Annotated in this window: 20 protein-coding genes; 9 read left to right on the top strand and 11 right to left on the bottom strand. The window is 35.2% G+C overall.

Annotated elements, in window-relative coordinates; genetic code table 11:
- Window positions 1–141 precede the first annotated feature (141 nt).
- The 11 genes from MXE27_RS09695 to comA all read right to left on the bottom strand — a co-directional run bounded on the left by MXE27_RS09695 (window position 142) and on the right by comA (window position 9302).
- Complete coding sequence (locus MXE27_RS09695) at window positions 142–690, bottom strand: AAA family ATPase (RefSeq protein ID WP_248612231.1); 549 nt, start codon at window positions 688–690, stop codon at window positions 142–144.
- Between the two features lie 71 nt (window positions 691–761).
- On the bottom strand, window positions 762–1058 hold the full coding sequence (locus MXE27_RS09690) for a metal-sulfur cluster assembly factor (RefSeq protein ID WP_248612230.1): 297 nt from the start codon (window positions 1056–1058) through the stop codon (window positions 762–764).
- A 114-nt stretch (window positions 1059–1172) separates the two neighbouring features.
- Window positions 1173–2084, bottom strand: coding sequence for a DUF5591 domain-containing protein (locus MXE27_RS09685; RefSeq protein ID WP_248612229.1), 912 nt, complete (start codon window positions 2082–2084; stop codon window positions 1173–1175).
- A 139-nt stretch (window positions 2085–2223) separates the two neighbouring features.
- Complete coding sequence (locus MXE27_RS09680; protein ID WP_248612228.1) at window positions 2224–3693, bottom strand: glutamate synthase-related protein; 1470 nt, start codon at window positions 3691–3693, stop codon at window positions 2224–2226.
- A 201-nt stretch (window positions 3694–3894) separates the two neighbouring features.
- Window positions 3895–4371 carry a TIGR00295 family protein gene (locus tag MXE27_RS09675; protein WP_248612227.1) on the bottom strand — a complete coding sequence of 159 codons (477 nt, stop codon included), beginning with the start codon at window positions 4369–4371 and terminating at the stop codon, window positions 3895–3897.
- Window positions 4372–4449: 78 nt separating this feature from the next.
- A complete protein-coding gene (gene tfe / locus MXE27_RS09670; protein ID WP_248612226.1) occupies window positions 4450–4980 on the bottom strand; it encodes a transcription factor E in 531 nt (176 codons plus the stop codon).
- 306 nt (window positions 4981–5286) lie between these two features.
- Entirely contained in the window at window positions 5287–6150 is an 864-nt protein-coding gene (locus tag MXE27_RS09665) for a coenzyme F420-0:L-glutamate ligase (protein ID WP_248612225.1), read from the bottom strand.
- A gap of 78 nt (window positions 6151–6228) precedes the next feature.
- Window positions 6229–6912 carry a (Fe-S)-binding protein gene (locus tag MXE27_RS09660; RefSeq protein ID WP_248612224.1) on the bottom strand — a complete coding sequence of 228 codons (684 nt, stop codon included), beginning with the start codon at window positions 6910–6912 and terminating at the stop codon, window positions 6229–6231.
- 65 nt (window positions 6913–6977) lie between these two features.
- Complete coding sequence (locus tag MXE27_RS09655; protein WP_248612223.1) at window positions 6978–7679, bottom strand: GTP-binding protein; 702 nt, start codon at window positions 7677–7679, stop codon at window positions 6978–6980.
- A gap of 70 nt (window positions 7680–7749) precedes the next feature.
- Window positions 7750–8526, bottom strand: coding sequence for an ATP-binding cassette domain-containing protein (locus tag MXE27_RS09650; RefSeq protein WP_248612222.1), 777 nt, complete (start codon window positions 8524–8526; stop codon window positions 7750–7752).
- The gene (gene comA, locus MXE27_RS09645; RefSeq protein ID WP_248612221.1) at window positions 8526–9302 is read right to left on the bottom strand and encodes a phosphosulfolactate synthase; all 777 of its coding nucleotides are present in this window, start codon (window positions 9300–9302) and stop codon (window positions 8526–8528) included. Before comA ends, MXE27_RS09650 begins: the two co-directional genes overlap by 1 nt.
- A 319-nt stretch (window positions 9303–9621) precedes the next feature.
- Here comA and MXE27_RS09640 point away from each other — a divergent pair, with 319 nt between their 5' ends.
- The 9 genes from MXE27_RS09640 (at window position 9622) to alaS (ending at window position 18428) form a co-directional block, all read left to right on the top strand.
- Complete coding sequence (locus MXE27_RS09640; protein ID WP_248612220.1) at window positions 9622–10185, top strand: pyruvate kinase alpha/beta domain-containing protein; 564 nt, start codon at window positions 9622–9624, stop codon at window positions 10183–10185.
- Between the two features lie 233 nt (window positions 10186–10418).
- Window positions 10419–11561: a cell division protein FtsZ gene (ftsZ, locus tag MXE27_RS09635; RefSeq protein WP_248612219.1), complete on the top strand. Its 1143-nt coding sequence runs from the start codon at window positions 10419–10421 to the stop codon at window positions 11559–11561.
- Between the two features lie 330 nt (window positions 11562–11891).
- Complete coding sequence (locus MXE27_RS09630; protein ID WP_248612218.1) at window positions 11892–12071, top strand: protein translocase SEC61 complex subunit gamma; 180 nt, start codon at window positions 11892–11894, stop codon at window positions 12069–12071.
- Between the two features lie 234 nt (window positions 12072–12305).
- Window positions 12306–12773 carry a transcription elongation factor Spt5 gene (locus tag MXE27_RS09625; protein ID WP_248612217.1) on the top strand — a complete coding sequence of 156 codons (468 nt, stop codon included), beginning with the start codon at window positions 12306–12308 and terminating at the stop codon, window positions 12771–12773.
- Window positions 12773–13255 carry a 50S ribosomal protein L11 gene (locus MXE27_RS09620; protein ID WP_248612216.1) on the top strand — a complete coding sequence of 161 codons (483 nt, stop codon included), beginning with the start codon at window positions 12773–12775 and terminating at the stop codon, window positions 13253–13255. Before MXE27_RS09625 ends, MXE27_RS09620 begins: the two co-directional genes overlap by 1 nt.
- A gap of 142 nt (window positions 13256–13397) precedes the next feature.
- A complete protein-coding gene (locus MXE27_RS09615; protein WP_248612215.1) occupies window positions 13398–14036 on the top strand; it encodes a 50S ribosomal protein L1 in 639 nt (212 codons plus the stop codon).
- On the top strand, window positions 14037–15044 hold the full coding sequence (locus tag MXE27_RS09610; protein WP_248612214.1) for a 50S ribosomal protein L10: 1008 nt from the start codon (window positions 14037–14039) through the stop codon (window positions 15042–15044).
- Window positions 15045–15154: 110 nt separating this feature from the next.
- Window positions 15155–15454 carry a 50S ribosomal protein P1 gene (rpl12p, locus tag MXE27_RS09605; RefSeq protein WP_248612213.1) on the top strand — a complete coding sequence of 100 codons (300 nt, stop codon included), beginning with the start codon at window positions 15155–15157 and terminating at the stop codon, window positions 15452–15454.
- A 259-nt stretch (window positions 15455–15713) separates the two neighbouring features.
- Window positions 15714–18428, top strand: a complete 2715-nt coding sequence (alaS, locus tag MXE27_RS09600; RefSeq protein ID WP_425438284.1) for an alanine--tRNA ligase — start codon at window positions 15714–15716, stop codon at window positions 18426–18428.
- Window positions 18429–18520: the final 92 nt, after the last annotated feature.

Here is an 18520-nt window from a genome sequence, read left to right as displayed (position 1 = left end):
TTTTTTCAAAAAATTTTTCGCAAAGTCCCAACCCCCAACAACTTTACAGCCACGATTCTGTGAGGATTAGGCAAAAACTTGTGAATAAATTTGAGCCCCTGCTATCTAAAAAACATATTTAATGGGGTTTCCGCTAATTTATTAGAAATTTTCAAGTAAATTTGTTAATTCCTTTTGGGAATCATTTAAATTATTATTTTTTAATAAATACAATCCACTTCCTAAAATAACGGAACTTATTGCCATGGAAACTCTTAACATCTGCATGTGGATTTTTAAACTCTTAAAATCATCTTTTATTCTATTTTTGCTTGAGTCTGCTTTTCGCTGGAGAATGATATTTTCAGGATTGGCTTCAACAAGGACAATTAGTGTAGGCGAAATGATTTCGATTGGCATGGAAAATAGGTAACCTCTGGGAGATTGATCCAGGCCATGCAAATCCACTATGGTATGTTCCTTTTCACTAATTATATTGGCCGCTTCTTTCCAGATATGGTACTGTAATTCCATATCTAAAGAGAACATTTGATAATTAGTTTCTGCCAAGTTTTCATCACGGGCAATATCTAACATAAGGTCGCCGTAATTAATGTACTGGCATCCAATTTTTCGTGACACATATTCACATATGGATGTTTTGCCTACTCCCGGGACACCTACCACTGCGGCAATATCCCAGGAGGGCATCAATTGTCACCTTTTTTTTTAAAATTAGTATGATAATGGATTCTACAGAATAAATTAAGAATCAACAGATTTTATGATTTGTTGACCATTTCATTTACGGCATCAGCCATCATGTGACCGGTTACTGTCACTTCAACTTTATCAATGCCTTCAACTTTTTCAGCCATGGTCCGTGCATCCATTGCCATACGAGCTACACTCATACAACCCGGATTAGTTGGCTTGATAACAATTTTAGCAATATTCTGATCTTTTTCTTCGATTTCGATGTTTTCAACCAGTCCCATTTCCACTATACTTATGCCCATATGGGGATCTGCGACTTTGGTCAAAGCTTCTTTCACTTTTTCTACTAGTTCTTCTGACATTATTATACCTCTAAGAAATATCTTTGTTATCTTAATAGATTTTTATAGTGAGATATTTTTTAATAAAGTGATTTTTTATTGTCTGCAAGGGCCTATTTAAATATTTTGAAAAAATTATTTGACTCTGTGGCGAACTCTTACAGCAACCCCTTGGGATGCTTTTACCATTTCTTCACCACTTAAAATAGCTTTTCCAACTCCAACTAAATTGCCTTTATTCAATATTATCACTTCATCTTTAGGAACTATATTTGGGTCTGCACTATCAACTCCTGGAGCAAACAGAGTATTAGTTTTGAGTTCAAATCCTATATTAACCCACTTGACTCCGGTATCCACTAATCTAACTCCTCCTTCAAGATTTAAGGAAAAAAGACCGTTGTCCATTAATAAAGCTGCAATTTGTTCTCCTTTTGAGTTAAATATTCTTTTATGGTAACGTCCTTTAACATGACAATCATCTGTAATTAAAGATTCAGCTTCCGGGCCAAATTGATAAATTGCCAGATTTTTTAGTCCGCTAATTAATTTTTCACGAGCAGATATCTTATCATATTTTTTAATATGTTTTTTTAAATTATGCATGGATTCTGGAGATGTTGGCCTCCCATCGAGGCATGTGAATATGCAATCATCCAAGTATTCCTTACAAACTTCCATATACCCTCCTGAGACATGGGCAAGCACTTCTTTTTCTTTAACATAATCCTTTAAGAGTTCTCCCACTACTTTTATCTCTTCTTGGGACCAATCGCCGGTGGTAGAAACATCATAGGATTGTATGGGATAAGTCTTCTCCATTTCGCGGGGACATATTCCAAACGGGGATGTTAATATTACTTCTTGAATACGTCGACTTACTTTCATAAATATTTGGTGTGATTTGGAGTTGGAATAAGGTTTACGCATGCTGCATGGCAGTATAACAACTGCATTTCCTAATGGCCTTAATAGATTCATTCTTTCTCTCCACCGCACTGCTTCGGGACGATAAAGAGATTCTTCACTCGAACAAAGAACTTTCATTTTGTATCCTCTATGATAATTAGCAATTTATATCTTAATAAAATTATTAATTCAAATTTTTTATTTATTTTCATTTGTTTTATTCTCAAATCTATTTAAATCTGCGATTCACATTATTGGATGTATGGGGACAAATAATTCAAACGTATTTTCCATTTAACCATTCAATATTAGTTAGGGTTGCTAAATCTTTGTCTAATGCAACTAAATCGTCTTGATTGATGTCATTAATGTCTTTTTTACCTAGAATCCGGGTAAAGGTTTTTATTTCATTTTTTGAGACATTAATGAAGTTTTCCAGTTGCAAAATACTTTTTTCTGCATTTAGTTGGTTTAGGAGGGTTTTTTTATGGGTTGTTATCCCTGTGGGACACATTCCTGTGTGGCAGATTTTATGTTGTTGGCAATTAATTGCAATTAAAGCAGCAGTTCCAATGTAAACTGCATTTGCTCCCATGGCTAAGCATTTAACTATGTCTGCAGATGTTCTAAGACCTCCGCTGGCTATCAAATCTATCTGGCCATATTTCTTGTTATTTTTCAAGAACTTCACGGCTCTAGGTAAGGCTGCAATAAGTGGCAAACCAACATTATCTCGTATAGTGGGATTAACAGCCCCAGTACCTCCTCCAAATCCATCTATTGTTATGAAATCAATATTTGAATTAATTAAAATCTCTAAATCTTTTTCAATATTTCCACATGCTATTTTAACGCCAATAGGTGCACCATTAGTTATTTTTCTGAGCCACTCTACTTTTTCTTTAAGTGATTTTTCTGTAAGAATATCTGGATGGTGTGCGGGTGAATAAGAATCTTCTCCTTTTTTAAGCCCACGAATCTTTTTTATATCTTCATTCATTTTATGGGCAGGGAGATAACTGCCTTTTCCAGGATAAGCTCCTTGACCAAATCGGATTTCTATTGCGGATGCTTGTTTTAATATATTTTCATTCAGGCCAAATCTTCCAGTGGAATATTGAATAATAAGTTGGGATGCAGCTAATTCTAAGTCAGTTTTTAGTACTCCTCCTTCACCGGAATTAAATCCAATTCCTGTATTTTTGGCAACAGTTGCAATTATCTCTTTAACTTTTTTTGATACTGCACCATAGCTCAAGGCTGAGATCATAATTGGGGATTTAAGTTGCAGTGGCTTTTTTGAGTTTTTACCTAGTATTATATTGGTACATATTTCTTCTTGATTAAGTGGGATTTGATATAATTGCGCTGGAATGAAATGGATATCATCCCATGAGTAAGGAGTTTTTTTAGGTGATCCCATAGAACTGATCACACTTTCTCCTGTTTTGGCAATGGTCTTAATATCAACCATGGTTTGATAAATTTCAATGTCTTCGTCGTGTTTTTTCTTACGCATTAAAACTAGGCTATCTCCCACGTGTTCTTTATCACAGAAATAGATCCCATTAAGATTATATTTTGTGTAAATAGGGCAGGTACTACATAAACATCCTCGCTCAGGCACATCGTGCAAGCTCTTCCCATTAAAACAGAAGAATTTTTCATTTTTATCCTGAGGATAGCTGGGGCATTTCGAACAGATACAATCTACTTTCTTTTTTTTGGACTCATTTAATGGCACCATTTCATCTCACAGCCAAATATTGTTTATTCTGCAGAAATCATTTGTTAAAAATATATGGGCTTTTATTAATGAATTTAATGTTATTTGTAAGTGAGATATTGATCTTGGAACTTAAAGTTAATTTTCAAAAAACATATTTTATAAAAAATTATTTTTAATTAGATGTTAGATATAATAATATAGGTTTATGAGTGAATTAAATCAAGAAACAAGTTCGTGATGTAATTTTTTGAGTCTTTCAATTGATTGAGGGTCACATCCCCTTTTTGAAGTCCATTTTGTTATCACAAAATCAAGGTTAACTTCTTGTGAACCATTTAGTAAGTTATCAGCGTGAGCCACTATTTTTTCTTCTAAAGATATTGGAATATAATCTTTTGGAGGAAGACCCATCAAAATAGCTTCTTTTTTTGAAATACCGGCACCTATATGTCTTTCAACTATTTTTATTAAATCTTCTGAAAACCCGTGTTCACTTAAGATGCAAGCCCCTATAACTGCGTGATGCATATCATTAGTTTTGCATCGGCCAATATCATGCAACAAGGCTCCTTCTTGTATCAATTTTTCATCGACATCAAAATTCTGTGAGATATCCATCGCTTTTTTTTTAACTGCTTGCGAGTGATGTATTACCCATTCGGGACATCTCATCTTTTTTAGAAGTTTAATGCTCAAATAGTCACCTTTGAAACATTTAAAAATAGGATAATTAATTTAATTAAAATTAGATAAAATAAATCATTTAATATGCTATTAAGAATTTTCTCCAGCATAGTCCATTCCATAGCCACTATTCTCATACAAACTCAATTCTTCTTTAATTTGTGCTATAATTGGACTGTTATCCATGTACTCCATTTCTCCATCGCATTTTGGACAAATGAATCCATTTTCTGAAGCTTCATCAAAAGTACACCTGCAATCGTTGGTTTTACATGCAAAAAACATGTTATTTTCTTCAAATTCTAAAATTGATTTCAAGTTAGCCACAATTTCGCCGTGTCTTTTGGTAATCATTTCTTCTACACGTTCTTCTTCGAATTTCCAAGTGTAAGTATACCATTGTGTTTCAGGGTCTTTACTTCGTTTATAGCTGGCTAAACCCGCGTCATAAAGTTTATAAAGGACTCTTCTAACAATATTTAATCTCAGTTCAGTTTCTTCAGCAATTTCTTCATCAGTTACTTTGCCTTTAATTAAGCAATCAACAATAGTTATGCTGCCTTCTTCTTCTTCATCGATAATGTCATGAATTAAAGCTTGAACCAGTGGATCTTTAAGCATTTCAGTTCCTCCTAAGTAAAAGGCCGTTGGTAAAATCACCGTCAAATTAATGTTAATCTGCGATTGGGTGGCCATGTAAGATTAATACCAGCACAATGAATATTTAATGAAATAATAAATCCTAGGGTAGTAAAATATTGAATGGACAAAATTTCAGTCAATTAATATCAAAAGTGCAAATATGTGCTTTTTGAATATAGACACATTCTATATCTATATTTTAACATATCTATTTATTAAAATTTATGGTATTTAAATATTTTTTAAGAGCAATATTGCTCACGAATAACAAAAGGCTTTATGCTTTTAAAGATGCCTTATTATTATTGCAGGGGTGTGTTTAATCGATTCTAACATTTCAATACTCACATTATCAATTTCACCTTTAAATGAATTTTTCATATTATAAACTGTTTCTAAATGCCCTTCAACTGATTTTTGGTAATTTTCAGCTATTTGGGCAAGTTTCAAAGCATAATCAACATTTAAATCATGTGAAGCGCCTAATGGTGTAGGTCCAATGGTGTGCCCAAATTTACCCATTATATATCCCAAAATTCCTAAATCTTCTTTTATTCCACTCAGCGCAATAGGTAAACAGGTAAATTTTTTTCCACCCAATTCATATGTGGCGTCAGTATCAATAATAATCACGGTAATATCTTTACTGCAATTTGATTTAATTTTTTTAGAAAGGAGTTTAGCTACATTTTCTGGGTTTTCAGGGAGTAAAGAAACCATTGATCCTGGAACATTACTCAGATCTATGCCTGCTTCTGAAGCTGGCTTTAAAGCGTGTTTTAAGCCGTAATATTGTAAAACTACTTCTTTATGGGCTCTGGATTCTGGAGGCAATTCCCTTAAATTATGTATGGTTCTTTTTTTAATTCTAAATAAAGGCCCGAGTATATGACCCCAAATTAATTTTGACCAAACATCTGCAAGAAAAATAGCCATTAATGATGGACTAAAAAGAGATTCATCTACTAAACGTCTTTGTGATATTGAAACTGGAGTTTCAGAGATTATTAAAAAGTCTCCATCTTTTAAATAATTTTTTGCTGCATTTAGTATGATATTTAAACTCTCGCCGGGTTTTATGTATCTGGTTTCCACGGGAATTACTTTGGCATTGCGGATGGTATATTTTGGATTATTTTTTGATTTCAATGAACTTTCACCACATAGCATGATAAAATTAATTTAAGAAAATTTGCCTATTTATTCATTAAATAATTTAGAAAAGAATTATTTTTTCCCTTTTATTGGAGGAGCCCATACTTTCAGGTCTATTCCCTCAATCATGGCTCTTTTCCCCTCTATCTGCACTACCACTCCAGAATGAACCTTCTGCATCATGCAGTGTTTAGGCAGAAAACGAATGGTTTCTCCCACTGCTGGAAGTTTTCCCTCGATTATTCCTTCAAAACCTCCCACCAAACACACGCCTATGTCCCTATATTCAAAATCTTGATCCATACGGTGGCATGGACCGACTATATGCACAGTTATTAATCCTTGACTTTCTTCAATTATTTCCGCAAAATGAGTTATAGGGCACCCTAACGGCCTGTAACGGATAATTTCTCCTTTTTTGAGCTGTATTCTACTAAACGGAAACAAAATTTCTCTACATGAATTTTCTTCAGGTAATGGTTTTAATAAGAAATCTGCTTCATATCCATCTAAAAGACCGACTATTTTTTCTTCTGCAGGGATTATTTTTTCTTCTTTAAGTATTTTCTCCAGGTTTTCTAGATTTTCACTGAAAAGTTCCTGATACATAAAACGGCATTTTTTCAAATCCGTATATTTTTTTAAAAGAGCCCCTGCAAATTCATCACAACGAGCGTATCCACATATACCGCAGTTATAACCCGGCAGTAGTTGCACAATATATTCTATGGGGAGGGATTTGGTATTATCTGTCATTTATTAGACCTCATAATATTGAACAAAAAAGGAGGTGTGGGTGTATTAACCAAACTATTTTGTTTTCATTCTCCTTCGTATGTTTGAAAACCATCTATTCTGCGAAGTATTCCGCGGTGGTGCTTTTTATTAACTCTGGTTTCACCTACACACAAAGTACAAACTGCAAGAGGTGCAGAGTGTCTTAATTTTTCTTCTTCTAATGAAACTTCATGAGCTTTTGTCATTTCTTCAGCCAGTTCCATACAACCCTGTCCACTTAAACCATTAGCCTCAATTATTTTAGCTTTGGGATTAACTTCCAATATTCTTTCTCTAAATATTTCTCTTTCTGCTTGAGAAATCATATCTCCCTTAGTAACCACAGCAATATCTGCTGTCGATAAGAAAGGGCCAACTTTTAATGGAGTATTCGGCCCACTGGTAGCATCTATTACACAAACCCCTAAACAATTCATTGTATATGGGGCACAGCGATGGCAAAGTCCGGCAGTTTCTACAATCAAAAAATCAGACTCATTATCTTTAGCCCAACTAATCATATCTTCAATATTGTATATTGCATAGTGATCAGGACACATGTCCATGGATAATCCTAATTTAGTGGGAACACCTATTTTTTTAAATTTTTTATCGTCATCAGTATACAAACAGTCAATCTTTACTACTGATGATGACAATCCTCCAACTTTTAAACTTTTAAGGGCGTGTATTAAAACTGCAGTTTTTCCAGAACCCGGAGTTCCAGCAACTATTACCATTCTCATTTTTTTCACTTCTTAAAAAATTAATTGAAATTCAATAATTTTCAGAATATTTAATGAATATACAAATTAATTATCCCATAATGTCTTCAAGGGAAATGTCTTCAACTAATTCTCCCATCCGAACTTTTTCTCTAAGACTCAACATTAATTCGTCAATTTTATTTAGTTTTTTAGAAATAATCTTTTCCTGATTTGTGGTACTAACAATGTCCTGCATTCCTCCACTTTTCATTACTATTCTTTTATCAGCCATTAAAGCAAGCACAGGATCGTGAGTTACAACCATTACTATTTTTCCATGCCCTGCTAAAACTTTCAATGCGTCATGTTTTCTTATACCTGCATTTTCAATTTCATCAATAAGCACTATGGGTGAATCACTGATTATAGCCACATCTGCAACCATCAAAGCTCTGGATTGCCCTCCACTTAAAATAGTCAGATCGTGATCCTTTTTTATTGGTTCTCCTGTTAATGTGTTGGCTAAGTTTATTACTTTATCAACACACGCATTACTAGCCCCTCTACACTTTGCATGGAGGTTTAAGAATTCACCAACACTCATGTCGGCTAGAAAATTCATATTTTGTGAAAGTTGAGCAACCATTTTTTTGCGAGGGTTAGTTCTATCTTCATAACTGGGCTCTTCGTTATTAACAAGGATTTTTCTCTTTGAAAAAGTGTCTTCCTGGGCTAATTGTTCAATATCGCCTATTAAAGAGCTTTTACCACTTCCAGTTGGCCCTACCACTCCAAAAATTTCTCCTTTGTTTATAACCACTTTCTTGACAGGTTCTTTATTTTTTTGTTTGTCATAACCTCCAAGAACAGTAATGGTTTCTATCATTAGATGTTCACCTTCCCTAAAGTATCCCCTCTAAGTCCGCGGCGCATGGTTTCTAATGATGTTATTTCTTCAGGGGGAATGTTACCTAAGTTCACATTGGTGCCAATTTTAAGTATAAAATAAACTTGCTGATTTTTTTTAGGAGCTTCCCAGATGAGTTTTTCCGATGGGATGCTATCCATTAAATAATCAACTTCTCCTTCTTTTATACCTCCTTTTTCATCAAAAATCCCTATGTTCTGCCCACCTTCACGAGCTTCAATTAATACTTTTTCTGAACCAGCATCAAGCTCCATTTCTATTAGATTCACTCTAGTTTGAAGATCTAGCTTATGGTCCTCAACAGGATCTTTTTTACCAACTTCAGAGATTATTTTAAATCCTCGGTCGTTACCTTGAGAGATGAAATCAAGTTTTTCCTGCATTGTCATGGAAGTGGAGCCATCGGATATTTCCAGGGTTTCAAATCCTAACTTTTCGGCTTCTTCAAAAAAAGCAGGTATTTTGTTTTGTAAGTATGCTATTTCAAATAATGTTCCACCCGGATAAGCATTCACATCATAAGAGCGATACATCTTTATTTTCTCTTTTATTAGACTTCTCTCATGTAAGGCAATAGTTCCCCAACCAAACTTCATAAAGTCCAAATATGGTCCTGATATTTGCATAAGACTTTCAGCAGTTTTTAAACCAAGTCCTTTATCTAAAACCATAGTAATTCCATTATCTCGTGGTTTATCTAATCTTTCAGGTGTTAAAAAATTAAAGGCATTCACATCTATCCCCTTCATAAAAACAATTTTTTTTAACTATTTTTGATTTATGTAATAACATGATATTCTAATTATATTAATTCTAATTTTAGTATTGTTATATTATGTTTATTATATGATTAATAAATTATTTTTTAAAAATTCAATTTTTGTAAGATGGTCTGCTGATTTAATGGATAACTGTTATTTTATTCATTACTTGATTCCTTCGTATTTTATCCGGGACAAGAATTAATATGCAAATTATTTTTACTTTAATAGATATAATAAAATCAGATGGAGATAATATTAATATCAATATTTGAATGGATTAGGTGATAAGATGGAAAAAAATATTCACTTTTTTGAAAAACCGGGCAAAGAGAATACTGATACTTTGATAGAACTGGTTAAAATTAGGAAAGAGGAATTAAATATTCAAGATATTGTTGTAGCTTCTGTTTCTGGAGAAACCACTTTAAAAGTTGCAGACGCAATAAAAGATGTTAATCTGGTTAGCATCACTCATCATGCGGGTTTCAGGGAAAAAGGAAAATTAGAAATTGACCTGGCTGTTAACAAGAAACTTAATAATATGGGTATATCAACCTATACTAGTTCGCATGCTTTAAGTGGGGTGGGAAGAGGTATATCCAACAAGTTTGGAGGAGTAACTCCTGTAGAAGTTATGGCAGAAACATTGAGGATGATATCTCAAGGATTCAAGGTGTGTGTGGAGGTAAGTATCATGGCGGCGGATGGAGGATTCTTACCTACAGACCAAGAGATAATTGCAATTGGTGGAAATGCTCGAGGTGCAGATACTGCGCTAGTTCTTACTCCAGCGCACATGAACAGTATCTTCGATTTGAGAATACATGAGATAATTGCCATGCCACGACCTTAACAATTTTTAATTTTTTTCAACTCATTTATTCAAAATTTGAACTTTCAAGTGACCTATGGTTAAGTTCTAAACCTCAAAAAAATTCTATAATCTAGGTGTGACAGCCATCATTTGACTACAACCTTAACAGTCAAAAATGTTATGTGGTAACCGAAATTGTTTCCAAATAACCGTTGCTTTTAAATATTAGTTATTACAAAAACACATTCCATAGATAGATGTGGGGGTAGTAAGTGAAATTCATAAACGATGCCATAAAGGAATCTGAAAAGAGAATAGATAAAAAAGGTCCTACACCCAGGGACACGCAAATAGACCAAGACCTCAGAAGTATTATCGAACAAAGTCGAGCCAAGATATATGTAGTTGGAACGGGGGGAGCTGGTAACAACACCATATCTCGACTGACGGAGATAGGTATTGAAGGGGCTGAAACCGTTGCTGTGAACACTGATGCTCAAGATTTGTTCTACAGCGAATCGCACCGAAAACTTCTAATTGGTAGGAAGTCTTGCGGTGGATTAGGAGCTGGTGGTGTACCTGATGTGGGAGAAGAATGTGCCGAAGAAAGTGAAGATGATATTAGAGAAGAGTTAGATGGGGCCGACATGGTCTTTGTGACTTGTGGGTTAGGAGGCGGAACCGGAACCGGATCAGCACCAGTAATCTCTAAACTTGCTAAAAAAGCAGGAGCATTAACTATAGCTGTGGCTTCTATGCCATTTAGCGCTGAAGGTTTAAGAAGGAGAGAAAATGCTGAAAAAGGTTTGGAAAAACTTCAAAGCGCAGCAGACACAGTCATTGTAATTCCTAATGACAAATTATTGGAAGTTGCACCTAATTTACCTTTAAACAAGGCTTTTATGGTTGCTGATGAACTTTTAGGTCGTGCTGTCAGGGGTATAACTGAACTCATCACCAAACCGGGATTAGTAAGTCTGGACTTTGCTGATATTAGGAGCATAATGAAGGGTTCAGGAATGGCTATGATTGGTATGGGTGAGTCTGAATCTGGAGATAGAGCTTTGGAATCAGTTCATGAAGCTTTAAATAGTCCTTTATTGGATTTAGATATATCCAATGCTGAGGGTGCACTTATAAACATCTCTGGAAGTTCTGATCTTACTTTAAATGAAGCAGAGAAAATAGTGCAAATTGTTGCTGATGAGTTGGATCCAGATGCAAACATAATCTGGGGAGCTCAAATTCAGGAAGACTTAGAAAATGTTATCAGAACTACTATTGTAGTTGCTGGTGTGAAATCACCACATATTTTTGGTACTCCTATTGAGCGAGAATATGCTGAGGAAAAACAAAGGGAAAATGAATCGGTTAATGAGTCTGCATTGGAAGAATTCATAGATGGTGTATTTTAATCACCAGAATTGAAATTAATTAAGCAGATTAAAACTTATTTAAAAGTATATGAAATATGCAGTGTATTTAATCTAAATTTACTGATATTTCTAATATCAACTAGTAATCAATTAATTAACAGATGGTATAGATTCGGTAATCTGATGTTCCACATTGATTACCTAGTTAATTACTACCCCCCAATTACCCCCTCAATATATTCATATTTTTTTATTTGTGGATGAAATTAAAGGAAACCTTTATAAATCCCTGAAGATAACTACTATATCATCTGTAAAAATTACATTTTTTACTCCTTATTTTTAGAATTTATTAAAGTAGGGATTTTCATGAGTTATAAGGAATCTACTCTCAATTTTATAAATCAGTGCAAAAGAGTACTGCACGTAGCGAAAAAGCCAGATAAGGATGAGTTCATTAATGTGGCCAAAATTACTGGTATTGGAATAATAATTATAGGAGTTATAGGGTTTGCCGTAACTTTTATAGCCCAGTTATTAGGTGGATAACTGCTTAATGACATTCAAAGATACATCAAATTCAAAAATTTAATAGTGAAATATTCAAAATCAGAAAGGTATTATATTTATTAATTCATATTTCATAGAACGGTTAATGGTAAGGTAAATAAAACACATATTATTTATAATTATTTTCTCGATACCCTATATTTTGCTTATAGCATTTGTGGTATCGGTCAGATAAACCAAACCTATGGAATTATATATAAGGTTGTGTGGTTAATGGAAGATAGTATAAACTCCATATATGCTCTCAAGACCTCAGTAGGTCAGGAGAAAAACGTGGCTAGAATGCTAGCTAGAAAGGTAAAAGATAGTGGTATTGAGGTAAACGCTGTTTTGGTGCCTGAATCTTTGAAAGGTTATGTTTTAGTGGAGTCTTCCTCCAAAATAGACATGCAAAACCCTGCCTTAAAAGTGCCTCATTTAAGGGGTATTGTGGAAGGAAAGAATGCCATAACCTTTGAAGAAGTAAAACGATTCCTGAAACCAGAACCTATAATTGCTTCTATTAATAAAGGAAGCATTGTAGAGCTTATATCTGGCCCATTCAAAGGAGAAAAGGCCAAGGTGGTCAGGATAGATGAATCCAGGGAGGAAGTAGTTTTAGAACTTATTGAAGCTGCAGTACCTATCCCTGTAACCGTTAAAGGTGATCAAATTAGAATAATACAAAAGGAGGCTGACTAATGGCTAAAGATACCGTTGAGATTCTTATAGAAGGCGGAAAAGCCACTCCAGGCCCACCTCTGGGTCCTGCGATTGGTCCGTTAGGAATTAACATGATGCAAGTAGTGGAACAAATTAACAGTAAAACTTCAGATTTTGCAGGAATGAAAGTACCTGTAAAAGTTATTGTTGATACTGGTACTAAAGAATTTGAAATTGAAATTGGTACTCCACCAACTACAGCTTTAATAATGGATGAGCTAAAAATAGAAAAAGGCTCCCAAGATCCAGGTATGGATAAAGTGGCAGATCTTTCTATTGAACAAGCTCTCAAAATTGCCCGAATGAAATTCGATGCTTTACTAGCCAATGACTATAAACACGCTGCCAAAGAAGTTATGGGTACTTGCGTGAGTATGGGAATAACAGTAGCGGGTAAAGATCCTCGAGAAACTCAAAAAGAAGTTGATCAGGGCGTTTATGATGATATTTTAAAAGCTTAAAATGGTTTTTAAAGATTTAAGATTGTACTTAAAAGTCATCAATTATCAATTAATATTTATGTGATTAATTACAATTGATCACCTAAAACCAAATTTATCCCATAATGGTGAACTTTTATTTAAAAGTTCATGGAGGATTTATATGAAACAAGAGATATTGGAAGCGGTGAAGAAGGCTAAAGAACAGACCAAGCCGAGAAACTTCACACAATCTATTGATGTTGTTATAAACATCAAAGATTTGGACGTCAATAAACCAGAGAATAGATTTGACGAAGAAGTCTCTCTACCAAATGGACGCGGAAAAGATGTTAAAATCGCTTTTATCGCAGATGGTGAACTTGCTGTTCAGGCTGAAAATGCCGGTGCAGATCTGATAATTACCAAAAAAGAATTAGAAGATTTGGGTAAAGACCGGAAAGAAGCCAAGAAACTCGCTAACCGACATAATTTCTTTGTAGCTCAGGCAGATATGATGCCGTTGGTAGGTAGATTTTTAGGTCCTGTTTTAGGTCCTAGGAAGAAAATGCCTAAACCCGTACCTGCATCTGCTAAACCAGAACCTATTCTGGAAAGACTACGAAGCACGGTTAAAGTCCGGATCAAAGACCAACCTGTAATTCAGACTCTGGTGGGAACTCAGGAAATGGATGAAGAATTGATCGCAGGAAACATTGAAGCAGTTCTTAGTATATTAGACCGTAATTTAGAAAAAGGAAGAAGTCAAATAAAATCCATGTATATTAAGACAACCATGGGTCCAGTAGTGAGGGTGATTTAAATGGCTCACGTTGCTGAATGGAAAAAGGATGAGGTAAATGATCTCAAAGAACTGATTGACAACCATGAAGTTGTAGGAATTGCCAACTTATCTGACATTCCTGCTCGTCAACTGCAAAAAATGAGGCAGACCTTAAAAGATAAAGCCACCATCCGAATGTCCAAAAAAACCCTTATTAGTCTAGCATTGGATGATTCTAAGAAAGAAGGCGATATTAACGCACTGAACGATTATATGGATGGACAGCCCGCATTAGTGTTCACTGATATGAATCCATTTAAACTTTTTAAAATCCTTGAAGGCAGTAAAACTGCAGCTCCGGCTAAAGCAGGGGCTATTGCTCCTGAGGATATAATGGTTCCAAAGGGGGACACTGGTTTTGCACCAGGTCCGATTCTAGGTGAATTACAGCAAGCTGGAATTCAGGCTAAGATTGAAAAAGGGAAAATTGTCGTGCAAAAAGATCAAGTAGTTGTGAAAGCTGGAGAAGAAGTTTCAGCAAAAGTAGCAAGTATCTTAACTCGATTGGATATCCATCCTATGGAAGTAGGAATTGATCTTAAAGCAGCTTATGAAAATGAAGCTGTTTATACTGCAGATCTTTTAACTATCGATGAAAAAAAGACCCTTTCAGACATACAAAACGCCTTTGCTCGGGCATTTAATCTGTCTGTTAATGCAGTTATTTGTAATAAAGAGTCAATGCCTGCAATCATTCAGAATGCAGCTACGAAGTCACTCAACTTAGCATTCAACGCCTCTATACTCACTTCAAAAACTTCTGAAATGTTACTGGCCAAGGCCTATGCTCAGATGTTAGCTTTAGCATCTGATGCTTCTGAAAAGGATTCCGGTGCAGTTGATGAAGAACTCCTGGAAAAATTGGCAGCTAGTGCTACCAGTGCACCAGCAGTAGAAGAAAAAAAGGAAGAAGAACCTGAAGAAGAGGAAGAGGAAGAAGAACAAGAAGAGGATGCCGCAGCAGGGTTAGGTGCCTTGTTCGGATAGTCCATGATTGTTTTGATAAAATGAATTACCATCTGTATTGGTTTAAATTAAAATTAGCTAAATTAGCTTATTTAAGCGAAATAAATTTGATTAGAAATTGAGGTGATCATATGGAATACATATACGCAGCAATGTTATTGCACACCACTGGTGAAGAAATTAACGAAGGAAATGTAAAAAAGATCTTAGAAGCAGCAGGAGCAGAAGCTGACGATGCTCGAATTAAAGCTTTAATCGCCGCATTAGAAGATGTGGACATCGAAGAAGCTATGGAAAAAACTGCTGTAGCTGCCGCAGCACCTGCCGCAGCCGCACCTGTAGCTGAAGCAGCTGCTGAAGAAGAGGAAGAAGAGGAAGAGGAAGAAGAACAAGAAGAAGCCGCAGCTGGTCTCGGCGCTCTCTTCGGATAAACTTCCTTTCTTTTTTTACTTTTCAATTCTTCAATTAAAACACATTTTATTAAAATATCTTTATTTGAGATAACGGGTTTCGAACCCATTTATTATTTTTATTTTTCAATTATCCTAATCCATAAAATTAATTCAAATAAAATTAGTTTTAAATAGTTCCTTAAACTACTAAAATTAATAAAAAAGTTTTTTAAATCATAATATAAATTTATTATAATGATTTTAATTTATAGATTTTTGAAATTAACAAATTTTATGAATGATTGCTATGTCTCACCAGCTTGAACAACTTGGATATAAAAAAAGCACTTGTATAACTTGTGGAAATGAATTTTGGTCTTTAATTGAGCGTAATACTTGTGGAGACGCTCCGTGTGATAAGTACGAGTTCATTGGAAATCCGGCCACCAAGAAAAAATATGATCTCTACCAAATTCAAAAAACTTTCCAAGAGTTTTTCCAGAAGAATGGCCACACGCCTATTAAACGTTATCCTGTATTGGCTAAAAGATGGAGAGATGATGTTTTTCTGGTAGGTGCATCTATATACAATTTCCAACCATGGGTATCATCGGGTATGGTAAAACCCCCCGCCAATCCATTGGTAGTTGCCCAACCATCAATTCGTTTAAATGATGTGGACAATGTTGGCAGGACTGGGAGACACATGACCTGTTTCACTATGGGCGGACATCACGCCTTTAACACCCCGGATAATCCTGTCTACTGGGAAGATGAAACTGTAAAATACTGCCATGATTTCATCAAACACATTGGGATAAATCCTGAAGAAATAACTTTCATTGAATCTTGGTGGCAGGGTGGAGGAAATGCAGGGCCCTGTTACGAAATCTGTGTAAGGGGAGTAGAACTGGCAACTCTGGTTTTCATTCAATATAGAACTCTTCCTGGTGGTCAAAAGGAAGAAATCCCATTAAAAATAGTAGACACGGGGTATGGATTAGAAAGATTTGCTTGGATTTCTCAAGGAACTCCCACAGCTTATGATGCATCTTTTGGACCAGTTATAAATCAATTAAAGGATATCACGGGGATAGAAGTTGATCGACAGATACTGGCTGAAAATGCTCAAGTTGCAGGCATGATGGATATTGAAACCTTTGCCGATCTCAGAAGCCTTAGAAAACAGGTAGCTGATAGGTTGGGTATTTCAGTTGAAGTATTGGAAAGATCTGCTGAACCCATGGAAGCACTTTATGTCATTGCGGATCATACTCGATGTTTAGCATTCATGTTGGCTGATGGAGTAATCCCATCCAATGTAAAAGAAGGTTATTTGGCCCGTCTTGTACTTCGAAGAACCATACGCTTTATGCATGATTTAAAGATGACGGAATCTCTTTCAGATGTAATGGATATCCAGGCTGATTTTTTGGCTTCACATTATCCTGAAATCCTCAAACACCAGGATCACATAATGAATATCATCAATCTGGAAGAAAAGAGATATGCAAAAACGGTTTCTAAAGGACGAAACATGGTTAAAAAGAGTATTAAACATCTTAAAAAAGAAGAAAAAATGGAAATGCCTTTAGACATGCTTATAAAACTTTACGATTCTCAAGGAATACCTCCAGAAACCATAAAAGAAATTTCGGAGTATATGAATTTTCCAGTTAATGTTCCGGATAATTTCTATACATTAGTAGCTAATGAACACGAAGAGGAAAAAGTAGAGGAAAAAGCCCCATTGGAATTAGATTATCCTCAAACAAAACTACTTTTCTATGATGAACCAAATCAAACAGAATTTAAGGCTAAGGTATTAGGTTTCCATGAAAATAATGTTATCTTGAATCAAACGGTTTTCTACCCTGAAGGGGGAGGCCAACCTTCTGATGTTGGTTTTTTAGATGTGAATGATGGGAAAATTAGGGTAAAACACGCTGAAAAAGTGGATACTGTTGTTTTACATAGAATTGATGAGAAAGAAATATCAAAATTCGAAAATCTAATTGGAAAAGATATTAATGGTAGAATTGACTGGGAAAGGCGCATAGCTCTTGCTCGTAACCACACGGCAACACACTTAATTGTAGCGGCAGCTAGAAAAATATTGGGTGATCATATCTGGCAGGCCGGAGCCCAAAAGGGCATAAAAAGATCACGAATCGATTTATCTCATTATAAACGCATATCTATTGATGAAATAAATCAGATTGAAACACTGGCCAATAAATACGTCATGATGAACTCCAGAGTCAATGTAAATTGGATGAATAGGACTGACGCTGAGAAGAAATATGGATTCATCCTTTACCAGGGCGGTATAGTGCCTGGTTCTTCTATAAGGGTTATTGAGATTAGTGGTGTGGATGTACAGGCATGTGCCGGTACTCATGTCGGCCAAACTGGTGATATTGGTATTATAAAAATAAATAAAACCGAAAGAATCCAGGACGGTGTGGAAAGGGTGGATTTTTCTGCAGGTGAAGCTGCAGTGGAATCTATGCAATCTAACGATGCATTTTTAAGAGAAAGTGCCAGTATTTTTAAGGTGAATGTTGATCAACTGCCTAAAACTTGTGATAGGTTCTTCAGCGAATGGAAAGCTTTTAAAAATGAGATCAACCGTCTTAAAGACCAGATGGCTTCTTTGAAGATGGAAGGGATTGTGGGTAAATCTGAAACTGTAGGGGATCTAAAGGTTTTAAAAGACATGGTTGAAGCAGATATGGGTGAAATGCAGAAAATGGCTCTGGATTTAACTGATGATGGTGGAGAATTCGATGTGGTTATTTTAGGCAATTTAGAAGGTAAAATTGTTGGGTCTTCATCAAAAGAAGCTATGGATGCGGGTGTTAAAATAAATGAAATTATCAAAGAATCTGCAGCTATATTAGGTGGTGGTGGTGGGGGCAGACCAAACCTTGCTCAGGGAGCGGGCCCTAAAAATGATAAAATGGGCGAAGCTCTTGATATTGCCTTGGAAAATTTGAAAAATAGTTTATAAACTATTTTATTTATTTTTTTTAATAATCAACTGAATCTAACTTAAACTGAGTTAATTTAATCGCTATAATATTACTTGATATTCATATGTAT

The sequence above is a fragment of the Methanobacterium alcaliphilum genome, from assembly GCF_023227715.1.
In the GTDB taxonomy this organism is placed as follows: domain Archaea; phylum Methanobacteriota; class Methanobacteria; order Methanobacteriales; family Methanobacteriaceae; genus Methanobacterium_E; species Methanobacterium_E alcaliphilum.
This window is presented reverse-complemented; position numbering and strand designations above follow the sequence as displayed.